General features: G+C 47.3%; 19 protein-coding genes, 1 tRNA gene and 1 rRNA gene. 1 reads left to right on the top strand and 20 read right to left on the bottom strand.

Annotated features, from left to right (window positions below; genetic code table 11):
• Nucleotides 1-38 precede the first annotated feature (38 nt).
• From BN3656_RS02000 to BN3656_RS01970, 7 genes are read right to left on the bottom strand one after another with little or no spacing between them, the layout of a single operon-like run.
• Complete coding sequence (locus BN3656_RS02000; RefSeq protein WP_066543590.1) at nucleotides 39-1,397, bottom strand: ABC transporter substrate-binding protein; 1,359 nt, start codon at nucleotides 1,395-1,397, stop codon at nucleotides 39-41.
• 34 nt (nucleotides 1,398-1,431) lie between these two features.
• Nucleotides 1,432-2,730, bottom strand: coding sequence for an ectonucleotide pyrophosphatase/phosphodiesterase (locus BN3656_RS01995; RefSeq protein ID WP_066543588.1), 1,299 nt, complete (start codon nucleotides 2,728-2,730; stop codon nucleotides 1,432-1,434).
• Nucleotides 2,731-2,745: 15 nt separating this feature from the next.
• Complete coding sequence (locus BN3656_RS01990) at nucleotides 2,746-3,591, bottom strand: carbohydrate ABC transporter permease (RefSeq protein WP_242962919.1); 846 nt, start codon at nucleotides 3,589-3,591, stop codon at nucleotides 2,746-2,748.
• A gap of 15 nt (nucleotides 3,592-3,606) precedes the next feature.
• Nucleotides 3,607-4,533, bottom strand: coding sequence for a sugar ABC transporter permease (locus tag BN3656_RS01985; RefSeq protein WP_066543586.1), 927 nt, complete (start codon nucleotides 4,531-4,533; stop codon nucleotides 3,607-3,609).
• Between the two features lie 3 nt (nucleotides 4,534-4,536).
• A complete protein-coding gene (locus tag BN3656_RS01980) occupies nucleotides 4,537-5,571 on the bottom strand; it encodes an ABC transporter ATP-binding protein (RefSeq protein WP_066543584.1) in 1,035 nt (344 codons plus the stop codon).
• 15 nt (nucleotides 5,572-5,586) lie between these two features.
• Entirely contained in the window at nucleotides 5,587-6,519 is a 933-nt protein-coding gene (gene rbsK, locus BN3656_RS01975) for a ribokinase (RefSeq protein ID WP_066543583.1), read from the bottom strand.
• 24 nt (nucleotides 6,520-6,543) lie between these two features.
• Complete coding sequence (locus tag BN3656_RS01970) at nucleotides 6,544-7,602, bottom strand: LacI family DNA-binding transcriptional regulator (protein WP_167544848.1); 1,059 nt, start codon at nucleotides 7,600-7,602, stop codon at nucleotides 6,544-6,546.
• A gap of 577 nt (nucleotides 7,603-8,179) precedes the next feature.
• Between BN3656_RS01970 and BN3656_RS01965 the strand changes: the two genes are divergently transcribed.
• Nucleotides 8,180-8,617 carry an RbsD/FucU domain-containing protein gene (locus tag BN3656_RS01965; protein WP_066543581.1) on the top strand — a complete coding sequence of 146 codons (438 nt, stop codon included), beginning with the start codon at nucleotides 8,180-8,182 and terminating at the stop codon, nucleotides 8,615-8,617.
• A 130-nt stretch (nucleotides 8,618-8,747) separates the two neighbouring features.
• Here BN3656_RS01965 and BN3656_RS01960 read toward each other — a convergent pair whose 3' ends face one another.
• The 13 genes from BN3656_RS01960 to BN3656_RS01900 form a co-directional block, all read right to left on the bottom strand.
• The gene (locus BN3656_RS01960) at nucleotides 8,748-9,752 is read right to left on the bottom strand and encodes a LacI family DNA-binding transcriptional regulator (RefSeq protein WP_066543580.1); all 1,005 of its coding nucleotides are present in this window, start codon (nucleotides 9,750-9,752) and stop codon (nucleotides 8,748-8,750) included.
• An 85-nt stretch (nucleotides 9,753-9,837) separates the two neighbouring features.
• Nucleotides 9,838-11,916: a heparinase II/III family protein gene (locus tag BN3656_RS01955; RefSeq protein ID WP_066543579.1), complete on the bottom strand. Its 2,079-nt coding sequence runs from the start codon at nucleotides 11,914-11,916 to the stop codon at nucleotides 9,838-9,840.
• A gap of 81 nt (nucleotides 11,917-11,997) precedes the next feature.
• Nucleotides 11,998-12,807 (bottom strand): PTS system mannose/fructose/sorbose family transporter subunit IID, encoded by an 810-nt coding sequence (locus BN3656_RS01950; protein WP_066543574.1) that lies wholly within the window; start codon nucleotides 12,805-12,807, stop codon nucleotides 11,998-12,000.
• Nucleotides 12,797-13,585 (bottom strand): PTS sugar transporter subunit IIC, encoded by a 789-nt coding sequence (locus BN3656_RS01945; RefSeq protein WP_066543572.1) that lies wholly within the window; start codon nucleotides 13,583-13,585, stop codon nucleotides 12,797-12,799. Before BN3656_RS01945 ends, BN3656_RS01950 begins: the two co-directional genes overlap by 11 nt.
• 21 nt (nucleotides 13,586-13,606) lie before the next feature.
• Nucleotides 13,607-14,098, bottom strand: a complete 492-nt coding sequence (locus BN3656_RS01940; RefSeq protein ID WP_066543571.1) for a PTS system mannose/fructose/N-acetylgalactosamine-transporter subunit IIB — start codon at nucleotides 14,096-14,098, stop codon at nucleotides 13,607-13,609.
• A gap of 18 nt (nucleotides 14,099-14,116) precedes the next feature.
• The gene (locus BN3656_RS01935; protein WP_066544006.1) at nucleotides 14,117-15,307 is read right to left on the bottom strand and encodes a glycoside hydrolase family 88 protein; all 1,191 of its coding nucleotides are present in this window, start codon (nucleotides 15,305-15,307) and stop codon (nucleotides 14,117-14,119) included.
• A gap of 40 nt (nucleotides 15,308-15,347) precedes the next feature.
• Nucleotides 15,348-15,791, bottom strand: a complete 444-nt coding sequence (locus BN3656_RS01930; RefSeq protein WP_066543569.1) for a PTS sugar transporter subunit IIA — start codon at nucleotides 15,789-15,791, stop codon at nucleotides 15,348-15,350.
• 569 nt (nucleotides 15,792-16,360) lie between these two features.
• Nucleotides 16,361-16,984: a DUF47 family protein gene (locus tag BN3656_RS01925; RefSeq protein WP_066543568.1), complete on the bottom strand. Its 624-nt coding sequence runs from the start codon at nucleotides 16,982-16,984 to the stop codon at nucleotides 16,361-16,363.
• 26 nt (nucleotides 16,985-17,010) lie between these two features.
• Entirely contained in the window at nucleotides 17,011-18,063 is a 1,053-nt protein-coding gene (locus tag BN3656_RS01920; RefSeq protein ID WP_066543566.1) for an inorganic phosphate transporter, read from the bottom strand.
• A gap of 71 nt (nucleotides 18,064-18,134) precedes the next feature.
• Nucleotides 18,135-18,455 (bottom strand): cyclic-di-AMP receptor, encoded by a 321-nt coding sequence (locus tag BN3656_RS01915; protein ID WP_066543564.1) that lies wholly within the window; start codon nucleotides 18,453-18,455, stop codon nucleotides 18,135-18,137.
• Between the two features lie 21 nt (nucleotides 18,456-18,476).
• Nucleotides 18,477-19,994, bottom strand: a complete 1,518-nt coding sequence (gene yfcC, locus BN3656_RS01910) for a putative basic amino acid antiporter YfcC (protein WP_066543562.1) — start codon at nucleotides 19,992-19,994, stop codon at nucleotides 18,477-18,479.
• Nucleotides 19,995-20,189: 195 nt separating this feature from the next.
• A 23S ribosomal RNA gene (locus BN3656_RS01905) occupies nucleotides 20,190-23,073 on the bottom strand.
• A 210-nt stretch (nucleotides 23,074-23,283) separates the two neighbouring features.
• A tRNA-Ala gene (locus tag BN3656_RS01900) sits at nucleotides 23,284-23,356 on the bottom strand.
• Nucleotides 23,357-23,358 lie beyond the last annotated feature (2 nt).

Here is a 23,358-nt window from a genome sequence, read left to right as displayed (position 1 = left end):
GATTCCTGTGCTTCCATACGTTATAATACTTGCTTTGTTTATTTAGCTAAAAGAGCTTTCGTCTGCTCGGAGATTGCTGTTACAGCCTGCTCCGGTGTATAAGAAGGCTCCTCAATGCAGCGCTGAATCTCTGTCATCATGATCTCAGAGTGGATCTGTGGATAATCCTCATTGATGGGTCTTGGAATATCCGTGTACTGCATCTGCTCCAGGGCAGTCTTGGCATTGCCATTAGCGCTGATATACTCCTGATATACATCTGTATCTGCTGCAGCCTGGCTGGAAGGTACATAACCAGTCTTTGTAGCCCAATATGCTGCAACCTCAGGGCTGGTTAAGTATTTCAGGAAATCCATGGTAGCTGCCGAATCTTCTTCCAAACCAGCCATCATTACCACATTCGCTCCTCCGGTAGGAACACCAAACCGGGTATTTTTAGGAAGGAATGCAGTCCCTACTTCAAAATCACAGGAGCTGTTCAGAGTACCCAGATCACCGGAAGATGTCACAATCATGCCAGTGATACCTGCGGAGAAATCTGAGCGGGCTGCTTCATAGGAATTGTACTCTTTTCCTGGAGGCGCCTTCATGATGCCTTCACTGATCATGCTCTTCCACATAGCCAGAGGTTCTGTTCCCGTCTCGTTGTTAAAGCCTATGTCTGTCTCATCCTCATTCAAAATCCGTCCATCCGACTGCATAATAAATGCTTCGTAGAACCAGGCGTCAATGGGCATCTCAAATCCCCATCGCTCGTCGGGAATAGAAAGCTTTGCAGCATATTCTTTCAGTTCATCCCAGGTCTGAGGCGGAGCTTCCGGATCCAATCCCACTTCTTCAAACATATCTTTATTGTAGTAGAACATAGGAGTGCTGCGGTTAAAGGGAAGCGCATATAATCCCTCTCCCCAGTCACAGCTGCTCATAAGGCCTTCAAAAAACATACTGGTATCCAGCCCTGCCTCCTGAGCCAGTTCTGTCATATCCTGAAGAACGCCATAATCTGCAAACATTTTTGTACGGCCCATTTCCAGCTGTGCTACATGAGGCATCTCGCCGGAAGTAACTGCTGTCTGCAGCTTGGCTGCCATATCATAATAGTTTCCCTGGAATTCTACCGTCACATGAACCTTGTCCTGGCTGGCATTATAATTATTTACAATCTCTTCAATCGTCTCACCCATACCGCCGCTTAAACTGATCCAGAACAGAACTTCCGTAGCATCGGGATTCACAGCAGATGTCTCCCCAGCCTCTGCCTGAGACTGGTTTTCTCCCTGAGCTTGCGTCTGCGCCGCCTCCTGAGTCTTTTCAGCGTCCGCCTGGCCGCCTCCGCATCCGGACAGCAGCGAGGTCATCAGCAATGCGCTCATTACCAAAGCTCCTCTTCTTTTCATAAAACGTACCTTCCTTTCTCCTCCTTGTAGGAATTTATTTTAAAATTTCTTTTAAAACCGTACCTTTTGCATCTGGCAGATCGAACCCGAAAATCTTTGCAAACGTAGGTGCCTCGTCGATGATCCGCTGTCTGGGGATCACTGCCCCTTTCTTCACGTCCGGTCCGGCTATCATAAATACAGGCTGTGGGCCCTTGTGGGGCAGATGGCCGTGAGACGCTACCGAGAATTTATAATCGGAATTATCCGGCTTCACTAAAACTTCCCCGGTGCAGGCAGCTCCAAAGCTTGTCCCTGCCATTCCTTCCAGCACATACTCAAAATCTCCGGTAAGATGCTGCTCTTTCTCCACCTCTTCCTTATTATATACACATTCCACACCATAGGCAGGATTCTTCCTCATCTGGTACAGCAGCGCTTCCAGCTTATCCCTCACCTCTTTGTCTGCCGGATCTTTTAACACCACCTGACAGGACAGCGAGGTTGAATTACAATAAGCATCCCAGCTGGCAATCCTTCCATTTTCATCCAACCGGATGAAGCCTTCTTCTGCTAAAAGAACATTGGGATTGAACATCTGCTTCACTGGCAAATGGCCATGATCGCTGATCACTGCAAAATTTGTATCTTCATAAACCCCTGCATCCATAGCAGCCTCCATCAGGCGGCCAAGCCAGTCATCATTGGCAATGATCGCCTGGTTCACAGCCGGCCCATGAATCCCATTGGCATGTCGGGTATGATCCAGATGGGACAGATGAATAAACAGTATATCCGGCTGATAACGGCGTATGATATCGCAGGATGCACCTACCATCATGTGATCCATAAAGGGCTGGGTGGTTTTTCTCAGCTTGTGCCAATGGCGCTCCATAACTCCCCCCGCCTCAAACATGTTTTCACTGCATCCTGTCTTTAAAATAGGTCTGGGATCCACTTTATCATTCTCAGGCCAAATCTCTGCCACCAGCCAGTCCACATTGGGATCTGCTCCCATACAGGGCCAGCCCACGCACGCAGTCGTAAGCCCCTGCCGGTGAGCCACATCCAAAATGGTATCCACCTTTAGATCCTTATGGTACCAATACCAATCCGGCGAAGGATTTCCCACATCTAACTTCTCATTATGGTAAATTCCATGGAACTCCGGCCAGGTTCCCGTGATAATGGATGCATGGGCGGGATATGTGAAAGAAGGATAGACACTCCTCATCCCGCCTTCCGCGTAACAGCCTTGATCCAGTATCTTCTTAAAATTAGGAAGAGTTTTTAAAAATTCCATGTCCTCGTCAAACAGCGAGTCCACCGACAGTACAACTAATTTCTTTTTCATGTGCAGCCTCCGTTTTTATTTAATTCCAGAATAAGCAAATGCCTTGCGAATCTGTTTATTTGCAAACAGATAAACGATCAGGATCGGAACCACCAGAAACATATTTCCAGCCATCAGGACATTCCAGAGCCTTCCGCCCTCCTGGCTGTTCAACATAGCCACACCGATCGGCAGTGTGCGGTAAGCATCCTTAGTCGTCATGATAAGCGGCCAGAAATAGGAATTCCAGCTGGAAATAAAGCTGAGAAGTCCAATCGTAAAAATAGCCGGCCTTGCCATGGGGATCATAATCCTCAAAATGATTTTTAACTCTCCCGCATCATCCAGTCTGGCCGCCTCAATAATCTCCTCCGGGATCTGCATAAAATACTGCCGGAGCAGGAAGATTCCAAACGCGTTGGAGATAAACGGAAGAATTTGGGGAATCAGGCTCTGGAGCAGCCCTGCCTTGCTGAACATCAGATAAATAGGAATAAAGGTAACCTGCTGAGGAATCATAAAACCAAGCAGTACGATACCAAAGAAAAATCCCTTAAAACGGAATTTACATCTGGCAAAGGCATAAGCCGCCGGTACAATCACCAGATACTGAAGTACCAGAACAGTCAGGCTTACAATCAGGGAATTCTTAAGAAACGTTGCCACATCCACCATTTCCAACGCCTTTACATACCCTTCTGTTGTCCAGTTGGTAGGGAGCAGGGTAGGCGGATAAATCGTTGTCTCCTTATACGGTTTAAAAGATGTAAATACCATCCAGATAAAAGGATACGCGATCAGAAAGATTAAAAGAAGCTTTAATGCCGCATTCAACGCTCCTCCCAGAATGCGTCCCTTTTTTTTCATAACTGTCTTTTTCACGTCGCAGCCTCCTTTTTATTGATAATGTACCTTCTTGCCCAGGAAGAAGAAATACAGGAAGGTTAAAATTCCTACCATAGTCAAAAGCACTACTGCCTCTGCCGTCGCCGGTCCCAGCTTTAAGTACTTAAAAGCATCCGAATAGATCTGGTATACCAACGTGTTGGTGGAGTTCACCGGGCCTCCCTGAGTCATCAGATTTACCGTCTCAAACACCTGAAAGGAACTGATGGTAGCCACAATCGTAGTGAAAAACAGAGTAGGACTGATCATAGGCAGGGTAATCCGAAAGAATGTACGGATTTTGGGTGTATCATCAATCTCGGCAGCCTCATAAATGTCCTTTGGTACTCCCTGCAGAGCCGCCAGAATTAAGAGTGAATAATATCCCAGGCTTTTCCACACCATCATGCCTACCAGAGATGCCAATGCAGTTTTACTGCTGGCTAAAAATGGGAAGGGCTTTAAGCCCAATGTGCGCAACACATAATTGATTGCTCCAATCTGGGGATCCATGATCCATAAAAATACCGTAGATACAGAAACCAGAGAAATAATATGAGGGGTAAACACTGCTGCTAATGTCACACTGTTTAAACGCTTCTGAGCTTTTCCATTCACCCATACAGCAAGCAAAGTAGCCAGTACCATAAGGATTGCCACCAGACCAACGGAATAAATAAACGTATTTTTCAGAGTCGTGTGAAAATCCACACTTTTGAACAGAGTGATAAAGTTTTCCAGGCCTACAAACTCCCTCTTTTTACTTAAAAGGCTTCCATCCCGAAGGCTGGAGTCCAGCAGGTAAAAAATAGGGTAAATCGTAAAAATCCCCAGAAGCAGAATGGATGGAAAAATCAGAAGATAGCCTTTTAAGGCATCCTTGCGGTCATGATTCCAAAAGTTCCCCTTCTGTTTTACAGAACCTTTTTTATCCTCCATACTCTACACCCCTTTCTCCACCTGTTCCAAAGCCTTTTTAATCTCCTCTGTCACAGGAATGCGGTTTCCGTCCTCCCCAAAGGCAAAGACATTCTTTTCCCGGATGTACAGACGGCATTCTTGCCCTTCAATATCATCCTCCGTCTTTACCATCACCTTTCCAAAGGCCGTTTCAATCGAATAGTTCATCTCAGCTCCCAGCTGTTCCTTGGTAATGATCCGTCCCTGAATGGAAAGGACAGCGTCTCCCGGATCAATGAGGGAAGTCTTTTCCGGCCTGAATCCCACCCGGATCCCTTTCACCATATTGCTCACAATATTCATGGGCGGCGTACCAATAAACTGGGCTGTGTAGACATTCTGGGGATTGTGATACATTTCCTTAGGCGTAGAGCGCTGCATAATAATGCCCTTATCCATAAGGATAATATTATCTCCCATACTCATAGCCTCAACCTGATCATGGGTCACATAAATGAATGTAGTTCCCAAACGCTTGTGCAGTTCAATCAGCTCCACACGCATCTGCTGACGCAGCTTGGCATCCAGGTTGGACAGAGGCTCGTCCATCAAAAATACCTTGGGATTTTTTACCATGGCTCTGGCCAATGCCACACGCTGTCTCTGTCCGCCGGACAGTTCAGATGGCTTTCTGCTCAGATACGGCGTCAGGCCAACAACCTCGCTCACATCGGCAATCAGTTTATTTCTCTCTTCCTTCGGCACTTTTTTATTCTTCAATCCAAATTCGATGTTGTCCCGCACGGACATGGTGGGGTATAATGCATAATTTTGGAATACCATAGCGATGCCCCGCTTGCCCGGATCTACATCCACTACGTTTTCATCATCAATAAAAATTTCTCCTGATGTGGGTTTTTCCAGTCCCGCGATCATCCGTAAGGTGGTTGATTTTCCGCAGCCGGAAGGTCCTACCAATACAGTAAAGGAACCGTCTTCAATGGTAAAATTAAGATCCGGAATGATCACGTCCTTTCCGTAAGCCTTATGAATGTTCTTCAATGTGATTGAACTCATGCTCTATTCCCCTCCTTAAAATTTAATCTGTTCTTTTTCAATAAAAACGTCTATTTCTTGCTTTGTTGGCATAGCAGGGGCCGTTCCCAGCTTCGTCACCGCAAGATTCGATACCACGTTTCCATATCGAGCTGCAGAAAGAAGCTCCATTCCCTGACTGAGCCCTGCTAAAAGTCCTCCGTTAAACGCATCTCCTGCTCCGGTGGTATCAAGCACTTTCACATTATAATTTCCAATGATTTCCTCGGTCTCTCCGTCATAATAATACACGCCCCGCTTGCCGATGGTGATGATCACCCGCTCCACGCCTTTTTCCATAAATGCCCTGGCCGCCTGCCTGCACCCTTCTATGTCATCGCAGGCAATTTCTGTAAGGATTCTGGCTTCCACCTCATTAGGCGTTACCAGATACAGCTTAGAATATAACTCTTCTGAAAGCTGCTGTACCGGCGCCGGATTTAAAATCACACGAATCCCCATATCGTAGGCCATGGAAATCAATCTTTCTGTAGCCTCCCGATTGATCTCCATCTGAAGAAGCAGGTATTCACAGCCTGAAAGTGCCTCCTTAAGCTTTTCCAGATCCTCCTCCTCATAAGTGGCGCTGGCTCCTAAAATCACGATAATTTCATTCTGGGAGGTAACTTCATCCACAGAAATCAGTGCCGCTCCTGTGGCAGCCTTCTCCGTCTCAAACACATAATCCATGGAAATCCCGTTTTCCGCAAAGGAGGCCCTGGCAATCTCTGCAAAGCTGTCCTTACCAATCTTTGTGGAGTATACCAGATTGCTTCCTGCCCGCTTGGCAGCCACTGCCTGATTCCCTCCTTTACCTCCCGGTCCAGCCTTAAAAAAGCTTCCCATCACCGTTTCTCCCGGCTCTGGAAGATGAGGCGTCCTGGCCATAAGATCCACAATAAAGCTTCCAATCACCGCCACTTTTTTCATAACCTGTCATTCTCCTTTTCCTGTTTAATCTGCCGGCCTGCACAGCCGTTCCGAACCGCGGATAATTAGCTTGGGAATCAGAATGATTCTCCGCGTCATATCAGTGCGTTTTCCATTCATCATTTTAGCCAGAATTTTAACAGCCTGATGTCCCATCTCTTTGGTGGGCCTGCCTACCACCGTAATTTCATAGCCAAGCTGATTCAGGATCGGAATGTCATCGAATCCTATCACCGCCATATCCTCCGGTATTTTAAGCCCTTCCTCAAAAAGGCGGGAAAGACAGCCGATCGTCATATGGTTGTTAGAAGAAAAAATAGCCGTTACCTCCGGATGTTCCCTTAATATCATTTCCGTGGCCTCTCTGCCTCCCTGAATACTAAAATGCCCCTCATAGATCAATTCCTCCCTTAAGGGTACATTCATAAATTCAAATGCATTGCGGTAGCCTTCTTCTCTTCCACGCCCCGGCACCGTATTTAAAGGGCCAGAAATCATGGCAATATTGCGATGCCCGTTTTCTAAAAGAAGCTTCACTGCATTAAAGGCCCCATTTTCATTATCAATAAATACACCGTCCAGCTGAGAGTATTTCACATCCCTGTCCAGTAAAACTACCGGAATTTTCATGTCGATCAAAAGATTTAAATACTCATTGTTCATATAGTCATTATCATCGGATGTGGGAGTCATAATGATCCCGCATACATGCATTTCCTTTAACATCCGAAGATACCTCACTTCTTCCTGGTCGGACTCCTTCGTATGGCAAATAATGGTGGTCAGTCCCGCTTCCCTGGCATATTCTTCGATTCCCAAAATGCACTCTGAAAAAAAGGAATTGGACAGATCTGGCACCAGAATTCCCACAATTCTGGTATCCATCCTGGCACTGCGTACCAGTTCCCCTGCTGTTACCTGAAGCTGTCTCATCGCTTCTTCCACTTTTTTTCTGGTTTCCGGCTTTACCTGCTCCGATTGATGTAACACTCTTGAAACAGTTGCAGCAGAAACATTGGCTTTTTTTGCAATTTCTCTTACGTTTACGGCCATCCGCTTCCCTTTCTGCGGGTTCTGTTTCATCCGCCTATTTTTGGTCATTTCGTTCCATTTCTTCTTTATATTTCTATATAATCACACATTTTGCACAAAGTAAATGTACACTTTTCACATTCTTTTATCTGTCTTGTTGGATATTGTGTCGAAAATCAGCTGTTTTTTCATTCCGTTTCATTCTGTTTCATAAATTCCTTTGCCTTTTATCATTTGACTGCCGCTTGCAAACCATGCCGGCTGTTAAAATAAACATTACAAAGATATACCCTTTTTTAGATTTCAGCCCACCGGATCGGATGAATATAAGTATAAAAAAAGAAATGTAAAATTTACTATCAGATTTTGGAAAAACTATTGTAAAAAAATCATAACGTCATGATACTAAAATGTACACTTTTCACATTCTTTTATCTATCTTGTTGGATATTGTGTTGAAAATCAGCCGTTTTTCCATTCCGTTTCATTCTGTTTCATAATTTGTTTTTGCTTTTTTTTAACGGCTGTGCTATTTTGTAGTCAGAGACAGAAATAACCACTTTTATCATCAAACTGCTGCCTGCAAATGATACCGGCAGTTAAAATAACGATTACGGAGGTACACATTATGTTAAGAGGAATTCCAAACTGTCTTTCCCCTGATCTTTTAAAAGTCCTTGCAGAAATGGGTCATGGAGATACTCTGGTCATTGGAGACGCGTTTTATCCCTCCGCCTCCAGCGCCCGCCACAGTATGCTGGTGAGAGCTGATGGAGTACGGGCTACAGAACTTTTAGACGCGATTCTGCATTTTTTCCCTCTGGACGCTTCTGTAAAAGCTCCAGTTCTGATCATGGACAAACAGGAATGTGACAAAGACATACCCACCCCCATTTGGGAAGAATACCGCCAGATCGTCCGGCGCCATGACCCCCGTGGTGATGACTGTATCGGTATGATTGAACGTTTTGATTTCTATAAGGCTGCAGAACATGCTTATGCTGTAGTAGCTACTGGTGAAACTGCACTCTACGGATGTATCATCCTTCAGAAAGGTACTCTGTAATTCCCTGCAGGATAAACTGGCTGCCAACAGAGTTTCTCTGAATTTTTTCATGTATAAATGTATAAAACGAGGGTACCGCCCAATCATCTGATTTGATAATGATTGGGCGATACCCTCATTTTTATGGCGCTCAGACCGTAGTCCCTCTCCATTTCACAATATTCTTAAACACAACCTCTGTATCCTTCTTTTTTCCGTCCAGCAGCTCTAAAAGCTCTGTCATGGCACGTTTTCCCTCTTCCTGCGCCGGGGGGATAATAGCGGAAACCGGCGGGCTGGTCATCCGCGTCCAGCCTTCGGGGTCAAAGCCAATGAGCCCCAGATGCTCAGGAAAAAGGCGTTCATAATCCGGAAGGGAACGCAGCGCCTGAAAAACAGCCTTTAAAAGTTCTGGAGCCGCTACATAGATCAGGGTATGGAGACTTAAATCCAGTTCATCCTTTAAGGCCTCAAAAATCTGAGCCGACCGTGCGCCGGACTGAACGTACAGGGTTCTCCCCTCCAGTCCTGCATCCTGTAAGGCATCTCTGTAACCGGCTGTATTCTCGAAGGCAGTTCCCATAGAACTCTCACCATCAGAAATCATCAGAAAGTCTCCATATCCCTTTTTGATACATTCTGTAATCACCTGATAGACGCAGTCATAATTATTTCCCTTCACATACCTGCCTTTAAAATCATAGGGCTTGGCCTCCAGATAGATAATGGGCTTGCGCTTTTTTTCCAGTTCGCCAGCCAGCATTCCAAACCGGTAGGTGGCCTGAATGATAAATCCCTCTGCCCCTGCTTTTAACATCCGTTCCACATGCTCCCGCTCGTTTTTAAAGGTATAGCCGCTGCTTCCAATAAGAATCTGATACTCCGTCTCACCGGCTGCCTCTCCCATTCCCTTTAAGGCTCTGGCACAGTAGGGATCTGCCGCATCCTTTAAGATCACGCCAATGAGACCGCTGCTTTTGGCCTTCATGGCTCTGGCCGCCGCGCTGGGCTCATACCCGGTTTCATCAATAATCTGCTGAATCCGCTGCTGGGTTTCCTCAGACATCTTATTGGCTTTTCCATTGAGGTAAAAAGACACGGTTGTCTTGGACACGCCTGCTTTTTCCGCAATTTCATTTATCGTCAGTTTTTTCATGCTCTGTTCTTCCAATCTTCTACCAAACTTATACTTTACTATACCACAAAAAAACGGGTTGGGAAATGCTTTCCCGGCGCTCTTTTTAATTTCTGAGCCGAATCCAGGTCTGTTCTCCTCCAAGTCTGTGGACAGCTCCCGCCTTTCCATAAACAGGGACTCCGCTGCACTCATACATCTTTCCCCCCCGGAAGGTCTCACGGTTCCATACTAAAAAGGTCCAGGATTCTTCCTCTGACAGATGGAAAGTTTTGGCAGTGACACGGCCGTCTGATACCGGCTCCCCAGCCCCAAATTGATATACTTCAGAAGCCGAAACCTGTACTCCGGCCCCACAGAAAGCACTGCTGCTTACAAAAGAGTCTGAAAAGCTTCCTTCTTTTACCAGACACATACTATCCGAAAGTCGGTTGTACTCCAGTGAAACCTTACAGCTTTCCAGCTGAAATGGAATCGGAACCGGCTGGGTCCATGGCCCATGCTCCTGCTGCTCTCCCAGCGCCTTTAACTGTACAGATCCGTTTGTAAGGAGAATCTCATCTTCTGCCGCCCTTGCTTCTGCATCTGGATCAAGATGGTAATATTCTCTTACCGTATGCTTTCCCTCACACCAGATATCATTGACAATCAGCCACAGCCCCTCTCTTGCTGTCATAACCTTCCTCGTAACCAGACAGCCTTCTCCGTTTGCAAGCCTTCCGCGGTAAGCCATCTCGCAGTAGGAGATTCCTTCCTTTTCCCGGTAATATGTCTTAAAACAATCCCCGTAGGAATGAAAGCTCCATGAACCGTCCGGACGGATCAAAGAACCGTCGTCAACCACACAGACATTGTGGGCCTGAAGCATTTTAAACTCCATCCTCAGCGGTTCATCCTCCCGGTAGGAATACCGGCCGCTGTCAATCAAAAATGGTTTTCCCTGATAGTACAGGGAAATGTGCGTCAGATCCCCATGACCATGACCGCTTCCCTGAGGGCCGCAGGAAAGGTATGTGTAGTTTGCGTCCTCTTTCCAGCTGCTCCGTATATAGATATTACCTGTATCCTGGGCATGATAGTCCAGGCGCTCCGGCTCCCGGGATACAGCTGCTTCATACCGCTCCGCTCCCTTTCGTCCAAAAAGCCACAGGCTTTCCAGATCCAGAGCCTCATATCCGCCAAACCGGAATACGCTATTTCCAGTAAGAACAGACGCCTTTACCATAATGTCCCTTACATCAGTCCGGTCACTGTCACACTGGGCCGGCTGCCTGTGATCTGGACCGGCACAATAAAGCACATAGAGGCTCATTTTCTCTATAAGGGCTTTCAGCCAATCCCATTCCTCCGGAAAATCGCTTCTGTATCTCTCTGGACACAGATTATTTTCTTCCAGTTCTTTCCATTTCATCAGCCGCATGGAGGCCAAAAGTACCTCCATATGGTACATGACAGACTGCTCCCAGTGGGAACCGTCATCCATAACCTGCAAATCAAGCTGGCGCTTTAACTCCTGCCAGGCCCATTTTCCCGTATCAGGATGACAAAGACTGTCTCCGAACAGCAGATAACCCTCGCAGATCGCTGTTGTCTGAAGAAGCCCCCAGTTGCTTAAGGTATATTTCCCGATGTAACGCTGTCTTAAATTTTCAAACTGCTCATCCAGCTTTAAGAGAAGCTCATCCAGCTCCTCCTGCGTGAGCATCCCGTTTCCTGCCAGATGGAGGATCAGATCTTCCCAGTTCATACAGCGGATTCCCGTATCTATGGTACGGGTGCTGTCAGAGCCTTCAGGCAGTATGGGATTATGACACATCCAGTGAAACAGATACCATTTCAGCTTATCTGTATAAGCCTCGTTTCCTGTCAGGTAATAGGCCATCATAAGCTTATGAAGGTAATCATGGCGGTTTAACATAAATATCCACTCCGGATCCCCGTTTGGCGTCCTCTGCCACTCCATCTCTGTCAGGGTATAGGGCTCTCTGCATGGCTCCATATCCCATTTATCTGCAAACACAAAGGTCTGATCCATCAGCTCCCCGGCCCGTATAAGAAGCTCTTCCGCCTCTGCTTCCTCCCGTTTTTTCATATAACCAGCTGCAAACTCCGGATCAAATCCTTTTACAAAATTCTCTGCCCGTTCTGTCACGGCGGCGAGAATCTTCTTTCTTTCCTCTGTCATTTTTTCTCCTTTTAATGCACCAACAGGGGAGCCGCCGAAATGCGTCTCCCCTGGGTAAATCTCCCCTTTTGGAATCCTTTTTTATGCGATCACATGAAGGCAGGACAGTACCACGCCGATGATGATCGTTAAAACAACTAACTTGTAAGTGGTCCACTTCTTTACCTTGATCAGGTAGAAGATCAGACCTGTAAATAATACAGGCAGCAGATTTGGCGCAATAGCGTCAATCATGTCCTGAATTGCAACGATCTTCTGCTGGTTATCAGGCATCTGCGCCACATACTGGATTGGCGTTGTAATCTTTACAAAGTTTACAGCCAGTCCGGAAATAACGGTTACGCCGATCATGCTTGCCACGCTGGAAATCTGCTCCATACGGGTGCTCAGGCTTTCGATAATGCTGGTTCCTACCTTATATCCCCACATACCGGTCGCGATCTTTAAGGCTAACAGCACCAGGTTCATTCCCAGGAAGAACAGGATCGGTCCCATGATCAGGCCTTCCTGTGCCAGGGATGCGCCGATGGTTGCAAAGAGAGGCGCCAGACAGAACTGAGCCAGGGAATCGCCGATACCGGCCAGAGGGCCCATGAGGGCCATCTTGATATTGCGGATTTCCTTGGAAGGAGTCTTATTTTCCAGCATAACCAGATGAAGGCTGGTAATAAATGGAAGGAAATGGATATTTGTGTTGAAGAACTCGATATTTTCCCTTAATGCTTCCTGAAGCTTATCGTCATCATCTTTGTACAGCTTGCGAAGAGCCGGATACATTACATTGGCATAGCCAAGGCCCTGATAGTTTCCATAGTTAAATCCGTTCTGCAGGAAAAAGGCGCGCAGAGACGTTTTTAAATAATCTTTCTTTTCCAAACGATTAGATGCCATCTTCAAACTCAACCTCCACTTCTTCTACTGAATCTTCACCCTTTCTGCCGGCATTGAAAAATACCAGCAGCGCGATTGCTGTTCCCAGGATTGCCACGCCCATTACAGGAAGCTTCATATACGCAATTGCAATGTAGCCTAAAAGCACGAACGGGATCAGCTCCTTCTTTGCCATTACGTTTAAGATCATGGCAAAACCGATGGCAGGAAGCATCTTTCCAGCCATTCCCAGGCCGGTGCTCAGCCATGCAGGAATCAGGGAGATAACCTTCTGAAGTCCCTCTGCACTGAATGCTCCTCCAAAGCCGATGATAAAGCCTACCAGAGCGAAAATACATACGGTAGCGTTGGCTGCCAGACGAAAGCCTCTGAAATCCTTGCGGTCTAATGCCTTGTATGCAAGACCGGTCAGAGTCGTTGCAAATGTATAAGTAGCTGTGATCACGAACTGGAATGCGACTGCAAACGGGAAGGATAATGCCAGGGCAGAGCCTGTATCAATGCCGGAATCCTTCATGGTAATTGCCATAATGGTTCCTACGATACCAGGTCCCATTGGGTTTGGCGGAACGGATCCGCCCTGAGATACGCCAAATCCCATAAATGCAAGCTCACCGACAGCTCCCATTGCAAGTCCTGTAGGAAGATCTCCCAGGATCAGACCTACGCCTGCAGACATAATCAGACACCGGTTCGTATAAATACCGAACAGCATACCTGCCAGACAGAATGCGGTCCACAGACCGATCAAAACACACTGCGTAATTGAAATAGTCACTTTTTTTCCCTCCTGTATCCTTTATAAATACTTATTCAGATCGACCTTTCCGGAACCGTCGTCACCGGATGCTGTTGCTCTTGTATTGAATGTAATTCCATAGGAATCGCGAAGCTCTCTTAAAGCAGCCTTATCTTCCTCGCCCAGAGCGATATATTTGCTGATCTCCTCTTTCCCTGGAGCTCTGTGGATATTTCCCACATTGATCTCCTTCACCGGAACGCCGCCCTTTACCAGACGCAGCGCATCTGCCGGAGTCTTGCAGACAATGAAAATGGTCTGCTTGGGAGAAGCCTTCATGATCACGTCACAGGTATGCTGAACAGAGAAGAAACGCATGGCAATGGTCTTTGGAACAACTGCCTTCATTAACATCTGCTGCATAGGATCCTCGCTTGCGCCGTCATCTGCAACGATTACTGTATTTGCACCTAAAGCCTTGATCCAGAGCTGTCCCTGTCCGTGGATCAGACGCTCATCAATACGAAATGCTACAATATTTGGTTCTGCCATTTTTAAATCCTCCATTTTTTACCAGTATAACTGCCAATCTTTATAAAACCGCAGTAAAGCTTCCATATAGAAATAATCTCCCCAGATATTTCCCTCATCCACACCTTTACCGGAATGCCAGGAGTAAACGCCATGAAGCAGGATAGGTGCTCCCGGATGCATATCCGGATTTACATATCCCTGAATCAGAGAACGCAGGATGCCGTGCATGGCTCTCCGGTAGGTTTCCTTCTCTTCATCCGTCTCAGGCAGATACTTCATCATCTCATGCATACCGCACACAGCCACAGCCGCTGCTGAGGAATCTCTGGACTGTCCGGAGCCGTCTCCGAAGATCAGATCCCAGTAGCACACATCATCAGCCGGAAGACGGTTTAAGAAATAATTCGTCATGCCCTCAAACAAGTTAAATGCGCTTTCGTCCTTTGTGTAGCGGTAATTAAATGGAATACCGCTGATACCCCAGGCCTGTCCTCTTGCCCATGCAGAATCATCACTGTAGCCCTGACGTGTTACACCCTTTAAAGGAGCCCCTGTCTCCGGGTCAAAGTAAAATGTATGATAAGCGGAAGCATCGTCTCTGATTACATAGTTGCAGGCTGTTTCATAGTGGCGCTTTGCCGCGTCTGCATACTTCTTATCTCCTGTTGTCTCCGTTGCCCAGTAAAGCAGAGGGATATTCAAAAGACAGTCAATAATGAGACGGTAATTATCTCTGGCTCCCAGTGCTCCCCACGCCTGAATGAAGCCTCCCTTTTCCTGAAAACGCTCCATCAGCTTGTCTGCCGCCAGAATTCCAGCCCGCTTTCCTGTCTCAGAACCGGTCAGTTTATATCCTGCCACACAGGAAGGAATGTAAAGAAATCCCAGATCATGGTGATCCAGTTCAATACGCTTCTCCACTCGATTTAAGAAAGAAGCCATATTTTCCTCAGCACGTTTCCTGAACTTCTCATCCTTGGTGTACTCGTAGCAGAGCCATAAAAGACCGGTCCAGAAGCCGTCTGTCCATTCGATGTTGTCAATGATCTCATATGTACCCTGTTTTGCAGCTGGCCATGGGAAGCGTGTGCCGAAATACTCCATATTCAGCTCTGTCTGCTTCACTACCCGGTCCATGGCTGTTTTTACCTCTTCCTTTGTAAGGAAGGGCATATTCAAAAAATGCTCCCGATTCTTAATCGGTTCAACCTGAATCGTCTTTATCACTTCGTCCTCCTCCTTATCTTCCGGCTTTTGCCCCGGTATCTTACAGGCCGTCCTCAAACTCAGGCGCTTCCTCTTCTTCCTCGTCTGCCAGAGCTTCCAGACTGCAAAGTCCCTCTTTTCCCGCCTTCATCACACCTGCTGCCAGCTCTTCTAAAGAACCGTACATCACTCTTGAAAATACACCTTCCACAAGCGCAGGCATATTGACACCAGAAACTACTGCAAAATGCTTCTCTGTCTCTTCCATCTTAACAGCGGCTGCCATATTGAAAGGCGTTCCTCCGGTAAGATCTGCTAAAATCAGAATCTCCTGTTCCTCCAGACGGTCTGCTGCCTCCTTTAACTGCCCTTTCAGTTCTTCGGAGCTCATCCCCTCTGTAAAATCAACGGCTTCTACCTTTTCAGGCTTACCTGCCACCAGACTTACCGCGCTTAAAAGCCCGGTTGGAAAATGGCCATGTCCTGTTATGATAATCCCTGTCATTTTTCCCTCATCCTTTCTGAATCTGTCACAGATCTGTCAATCCTTAATCTGCGAACAGTCACCCTGTCCTCCCCGAACAGGTTTACTTTTGTTTACCATTCGTATTTCTTTTTTACTTTGTGATATCCCGTACAGCTGTATCTGTTGTCTTTGGTAAATTGGTTTACCTATGGCTTGAGTATAGTGTTTTTGATAATTCCTGTCAATACTTTTTTATTTATTTTCTTATATTCTAATATTTTACACAATTTATATATAATGTTTTTGTACACATTGTACGAATCACCGTATTTATGCAACTCTCATTTCTCTTACACGCGTCTCTATTGTTTACCTAATTTCTCCCTATTGGTTTACCATTCATCTTCCAGGTTTTGTGTTTACCTTCTTTTGTTATCCCCGCGGTCATTTCAAAAATCCGACTATTTTCTACGCTTTTCCAATATATAGCAGCAAAAAACGGATCTGACCGGCAGGCATTTTTTCCTCCGTTCAAATCCGTTTACCAAATATTTCTCTCTCTTAAGTAAATTTTACCAAACTTCCGCTTCTGCTCTTTCTGCCGTGTATCAGGTGTTCTTCAGTATGACACGTTCTGCCGCATTTGCCGTATGTTCACAGGCATCACAGCATTTTTCCAGATAAATATAGATTTCTCTCCAGACAATTACCTCCAGAGGATCCGAACCCTCTGTATGCAGCCTGCGCATAGCCTGTATAAAAAGGCGGTCTCCCTCTCCTTCCAGTGTATGGAGTTCCACCATAAGTCCATAAAGCTTTTTTGACTTTTTAAAGTTTTTAAATTCCTCCATAAGCCTGCTTAAGGTTTTGCAGCAGCGTGTGATCAAATGGGCAAATGCTTCCGCATCCGGACGGATCATACGGATATTGTTGATATAAAGCCGGATCATCACATCCTCAATCGTATCGGTCACCTCATCGATTGCCTCACTGAGCAGGATAATATCCTCCCGTTCGATCGGTGTGATAAATTCCTTTACCAGGGCCGCCAGCATCTCACGCTTTTTCTGATCTGCGGCATGTTCGATTCCATGGATTTCATCCAGCCTTTCTGATAAATGGGTCACGTCAAACTCTTTTAAATTCCGTTCCAGCATACGGGCAGCCTCCTCCCCGTACTCTGCACAGATCACGAAATTCTTAAAATAATAATTGTCGCTTTTTTTTGACATTTTCCCTCCCAAGCATTCTGCTTTTCCTAAAACAATACCATAAAAAGCTTCGCCATCAGAAACCCGATCACTCCGCAGCCTGGAAAGGTCAGTACCCACGTCAGCATCATTTCCCTTACGACCTGAAAATTGACAGCCGACAGCCGCTTTACCGCTCCCACGCCCATTACAGCCGTTGTCTTTGTATGAGTGGTACTCACAGGAATCCCAAACACAGAGGATAAAAGCAGGCACAGCGCTCCAGCCAGATCAGCAGAAAATCCCTGATATTTTTCCAGCTTTACCATATCCATCCCTACTGATTTAATAATCTTTTTTCCCCCAATCGAGGTTCCTGTCCCCATGATCAGAGAACAGAGGAGCATCATCCATACAGGAAGCCGGATCCCTGCTGCATTGTCATTTCCTTCGGACAGACAGATTCCAAGAAGCAGTACCCCCAGAAACTTCTGCCCATCTTGAGCGCCATGCATAAAAGCCATAGCTGCCGCTCCTCCGATCTGAGCTCCCTTAAAAAAACCGTCTGTCCTTCTCCGGTCGAATCTCCCGCACAAAACGGATACCAGCTTGCAGACAAAAAAGCCCAGAACAAACCCCAAAACCGTCGAAAGTCCCAGTCCGTAGATGACCTTGATCCATTCACTGCCATTGATGCCCCAAATGCCACCCTGCATTGCAATGGCAGCGCCTGAGAGCCCTGCGATCAAAGCGTGGCTCTCACTGGTAGGAATGCCGAAATACCAGGCCAACACCGCCCATGCCACAATGGCAAACAGAGCCGCGCAGAGAGCTATGAGAGCCCGATGATTATCTCCCCCAAAATTTACCATATTTGTAATGGTCATGGCCACGGTAGAATTTACCATAGTCATCACCATTACTCCGGCAAAATTGCAGACAGCTGCCATGATGATCGCCAGCTCCACATCCATAGACCGTGTAGAAACACAGGTCGCAATGGCATTGGGGGCATCCGTCCACCCATTTACGAAGATCACACACAGGGTCAGAAAAACAGTGATCATTAAAGCCGGACTTCCAAGAACCTGTTTCCAGAAAAAGGCGAATGAAAGATCCATGTAAGTTCCATCCTTTTACACATTTCAGTTTCATCTTATCACGACCTGCATATGATGTAAAGGCACGGAGATTAAAACTTCTGCATCCGGTCAATATCTATAAAAAATACGGTAGCTCCGCCCACCTTTACTCCTTTTGTCACATCCACCATTGTCATACCGTTAAATTCACTGACCAGGCGCTCCTCTTCCCGCTCGGTACAGCTGCTGCGGATATAGCCCAGTATTTCCTCTTCTCTTTCTTTTGGAATACATACCATCAAAGTAATATTTCGTTTATTCAGATACAGTCCTTCTGTACAGAATTTAGTTGCCAGTACATGATTGTGGATAAATGCACTGGACAGCCTGGGAAAATCCAATTCCTGAACAATAATGATCAAAAGCTCCATACCCGCTCTCCTTTCCCTGTCTTATGACAGACCTGTAAGCACACCAAGAATCACAGCTGCAGAACCGCAGGCTGCAAGCAACGCCTGAAAACGGATCTGAAATTTCGCCCACTGGCCCCATTCCAGCCTGGCTGCGGCAAGGGCTCCCAACAGACAGCCCGATGTCGGAACAATAAAATTCGTAAAGGCATCGCCCAGCTGGAAAGCAACGACTGCCACCTGACGCTCCACGCCTACCAGATCTGCTAATGGCGCCATGATCGGCATAGTGAGCGCTGCCTGCCCGGAACCGGAAACAACAAAGAAGTTGAACACCGACTGGAACAGATACATAAACCAGGCAGAAATCACTGGCGGGAAATTCTTCATCCCATCACTGAGCGTATGAAGAATAGTATTGAGAACGGTTCCCTGAGACGGATCTGTACCACCCAGAATGATAATGATCCCCTGCGCCATACCTACACAGAGAGCCGCTCCCAGAAGATCTGCCGCTCCATGGTCAAAGGCTCTTGGAATATCATTCAGCCTCATATCATTTAAGTGAAATGCAACGCCAATGATGCCTGCCGCAAGGCCCATTACAAAAAACTGGGAGGCTATCTCCGGAATATAATACCCCTTTTCCACTACGCCCCAGATGGTCCAGATGATACACAAAAATACATCCAGGATGACCAGCTTGTGCCCCAAAGTAAAGGGAAGCTCATCTCTGCCCCGTTTTGCAAATTCCTCGCGATACTCCTGATCGGACTCATAGGCTGCAGATAATTTCGGATTTTTCTTTATCCTTGCCGCGTACCGCATGGTAAATACAATTGTAAGGACTGTAAAAAAGATCCACAGCGGGATACGAAACCATGCGCCGGACATAACCGGAACTCCGGCAATTCCCTGTGCCACAGCCAGACCAAATGGATTCTGCCAGGAGCTACCAAAGCCAATCTGAGTTGCCACATAGCTGCACATGATGCCTACGATCGCATCATATCCCATAGCAATAAACATGGGAACCAGGATCATTACAAAGGGAATTGCCTCTTCTCCCATTCCAAAAACTGCTCCTCCCAGTGAAAACAGGGTAATCAGAATCGGAATCAGAAGAATTTCTTTTCCATTCGTCAGATCGATCACACGCATAATGCCGCTTTCAATGGCACCCGTCCGCAGAACAACGCCAAAGGCTCCTCCTACCACCAGGATAAATGCGATGATTCCCACAGCGCCGGAACTCTTATCTCCTGTGGTAAGACCTTCAAAAACATAGTTCAGGATACCTCCCCGGTCTCCTACACTCTCTGTGCCAAAAAGAGGTGCTGCCTGGGTGACTTTATCTCCGTTTTCATCCAGTACATAACGGAAGCTGTCCGGATCCACTACTGTTCGGGTCTTTTCCTCCCCATTCACAGTGTAGGTAATCGCCTTTGTGTCATACTGTCCCAAAGGGATAAAAAGCGTCAAAATTGCCGCCACAAGAATCACCCCAAAAATAATAATATAGGTGTGTGGCATCTGAAAAGATCGTTTCTTTTTCTCCATTTATTTCCTCCATAAATTTCATTTTCAGCAGTAACAATTATATCACTCAACGCCTTATTTCATCAAGGAGCATTTTCTGTTTATATGTTTTTACACACGAAAAAACCGCCCTTTCAGGCGGTCTCACACTCATTCATACATACCTTCAAAACCACATACTGAACAACCAAGCCACAACCGTTTTCCCTAAACCTTCTGGTCAAGCCCTCGACCGATTAGTATCAGTCAGCTCCATGCATTGCTGCACTTCCACCTCTGACCTATCTACCTCGTCGTCTTCAAGGGGTCTTACTCTTGCGATGGGATATCTCATCTTGAGGGGGGCTTCACGCTTAGATGCCTTCAGCGTTTATCCCGTCCAGACTTGGCTACCCTGCCATGGCCTTGGTAGGCCAACAGGTACACCAGCGGTCTGTCCATCCCGGTCCTCTCGTACTAAGGACAGCTCCTCTCAAATATCCTACGCCCGCGCCGGATAGGGACCGAACTGTCTCACGACGTTCTGAACCCAGCTCGCGTACCGCTTTAATGGGCGAACAGCCCAACCCTTGGGACCTGCTACAGCCCCAGGATGCGATGAGCCGACATCGAGGTGCCAAACCACTCCGTCGATGTGAACTCTTGGGAGTGATAAGCCTGTTATCCCCAGGGTAGCTTTTATCCGTTGAGCGATGGCAATCCCACTTTCATACCACCGGATCACTAAGTCCTACTTTCGTACCTGCTCCACCCGTCGGTGTCGCAGTCAAGCTCCCTTATGCCTTTGCACTCTTCTAATGGTTTCCAACCATTATGAGGGAACCTTTGAGCGCCTCCGATACCCTTTCGGAGGCGACCGCCCCAGTCAAACTCCCCGCCTGACATTGTCCCCCAGCCAGGTCATGGCTGCAGGTTAGAAATCCAATACCGCAAGGGTGGTATCCCAACAGCGGCTCCTCACAGACTGGCGTCCATGATTCAAAGCCTCCCACCTATCCTGTACATGCAGTACCGAATCCCAGTATCAAGCTGGAGTAAAGCTCCATGGGGTCTTTCCGTCCTGGCGCGGGTAACCAGCATCTTCACTGGTATTTCAATTTCACCGGGTGCATTGTTGAGACAGCGCTCAAATCATTACGCCTTTCGTGCGGGTCGGAACTTACCCGACAAGGAATTTCGCTACCTTAGGACCGTTATAGTTACGGCCGCCGTTTACTGGGGCTTCAATTCAAAGCTTCGATTGCTCTAACCTCTCCTCTTAACCTTCCAGCACCGGGCAGGCGTCAGCCCATATACCTCACCTTACGGTTTTGCATAGACCTGTGTTTTTGCTAAACAGTTGCTTGAGCCTATTCTCTGCGGCCTGGTTTCCCAGGCACCCTTTCTCCCGAAGTTACAGGGTCATTTTGCCGAGTTCCTTAACAATGCTTCTCCCGCCGGCCTTAGGATTCTCTCCTCATCTACCTGTGTCGGTTTACGGTACGGGCACGTATCACACAATAGCGGCTTTTCTTGACAGCCGGAATCGCACACTTCGCTACTTCTGTTCGCTCCGCATCACAGCTTCGGATTGCCAGACGGATTTGCCTGCCTGACTCCTACCCTGCTTGCCCCGGTCTTCCCATTCCCGGGATGTGCTGTCCTTCTGTGTCCCCACAGTTCTGATGATACGCGGTACAGGAATCTCAACCTGTTGTCCATCGGCTACGCTTTTCAGCCTCGCCTTAGGCCCCGACTTACCCAGAGCAGATCAGCTTTACTCTGGAAACCTTGGATATTCGGCCTGGAGGATTCCCACCTCCATCTCGCTACTCATTCCGGCATTCTCTCTTCTTAAAAGTCCACAGCTCCTTGCCGGTACTGCTTCGCCCCTTTAAGAATGCTCCTCTACCAACGATCTCTCGTTCCTAAGCTTCGGTGTTGTGTTTCAGCCCCGGACATTTTCGGCGCAGGACCTCTCGACCAGTGAGCTATTACGCACTCTTTGAATGTGTGGCTGCTTCTAAGCCAACATCCTGGTTGTCTCTGAAATCCCACATCCTTTTCCACTTAACACACACTTTGGGACCTTAGCTGTAGGTCTGGGCTCTTTCCCTTTCGACTGCCCAACTTATCTCGTGCAGTCTGACTCCCGTACATCATTTATGCGGCATTCGGAGTTTGATATCCCTTGGTAAGCTTTGACGCCCCCTTAGGAATTCAGTGCTCTACCTCCGCTAAACTAATACGAGGCTAGCCCTAAAGCTATTTCGAGGAGAACCAGCTATCTCCGGGTTCGATTGGAATTTCTCCCCTATCCACACCTCATTCCCACCCTTTTCAACGGATGTGGATCCGGTCCTCCACGGAATTTTACTTCCGCTTCAACCTGGACATGGATAGGTCACCCGGTTTCGGGTCTGCCTGCGCTGACTTTACGCCCATTTGAGACTTGGTTTCCCTTCGGCTCCACGGCTTTACCGCTTAACCTTGCCAGCGCCGGCAACTCGCCGGACCGTTCTACAAAAAGTACGCGGTCGCACCTTAACGTGCTCCCACAGCTTGTAAACACAGGGTTTCAGGTTCTCTTTCACTCCCCTCCCGGGGTCCTTTTCACCTTTCCTTCACAGTACTATGCGCTATCGGTCACTAAGGAGTATTTAGCCTTGGAGGGTGGTCCCTCCGACTTCCCGCAGGGTTTCTCGTGTCCCGCGGTACTCTGGATCCTGCCGCTGCCTATCGCTTTCATGTACGAGGCTCTCACTCTCTCTGGCCGGGCTTCCCAGCCCGTTCCATTAACGAATCAGCTCACTTATGCAGTCCGTAACCCCAGCATGCACGCACGCTGGTTTAGGCTCCTCCGGTTTCGCTCGCCGCTACTCCCGGAATCGATGTTTCTTTCTTTTCCTCCGGCTACTTAGATGTTTCAGTTCACCGGGTTCCCTCCGCACAGCTATGGATTCACTGTACGGTGACTGAGGGTTGCTCAGCCGGGTTTCCCCATTCAGATATCTCCGGATCAATGGATATTTGCTCCTCCCCGAAGCTTTTCGCAGCTTATCACGTCTTTCATCGGCTCTTAGTGCCAAGGCATCCACCCTGCGCTCTTTATAGCTTGACCAAACGATGTTCGCCTGCGGGTGCGGGCTACTTATCTTTAGATGCATAGCGTTGCATCCTTTGGTTCTAGGTTTACAAATTTGTTGTTTGTTTCCATACACTCTCATGTATGGCCTCGGATGTCTTGATATTCGATTGAATATTCAATTCTTTTTGTTCAATATGCGGTTTTCAAGGTACATGTGCGCCTCGCATTCTCATGCTTGGCGAGTGGAGATGGAGAGATTCGAACTCTTGACCCCCTGCTTGCAAGGCAGGTGCTCTCCCAACTGAGCTACACCCCCAC

It is taken from the genome of Clostridium sp. AT4 (assembly GCF_001517625.2).
Taxonomy (GTDB): Bacteria; Bacillota; Clostridia; order Lachnospirales; family Lachnospiraceae; genus Enterocloster.
The sequence above is the reverse complement of the archived record's forward strand: the minus strand, read 5'-3'. Positions and strand labels throughout refer to the sequence as shown.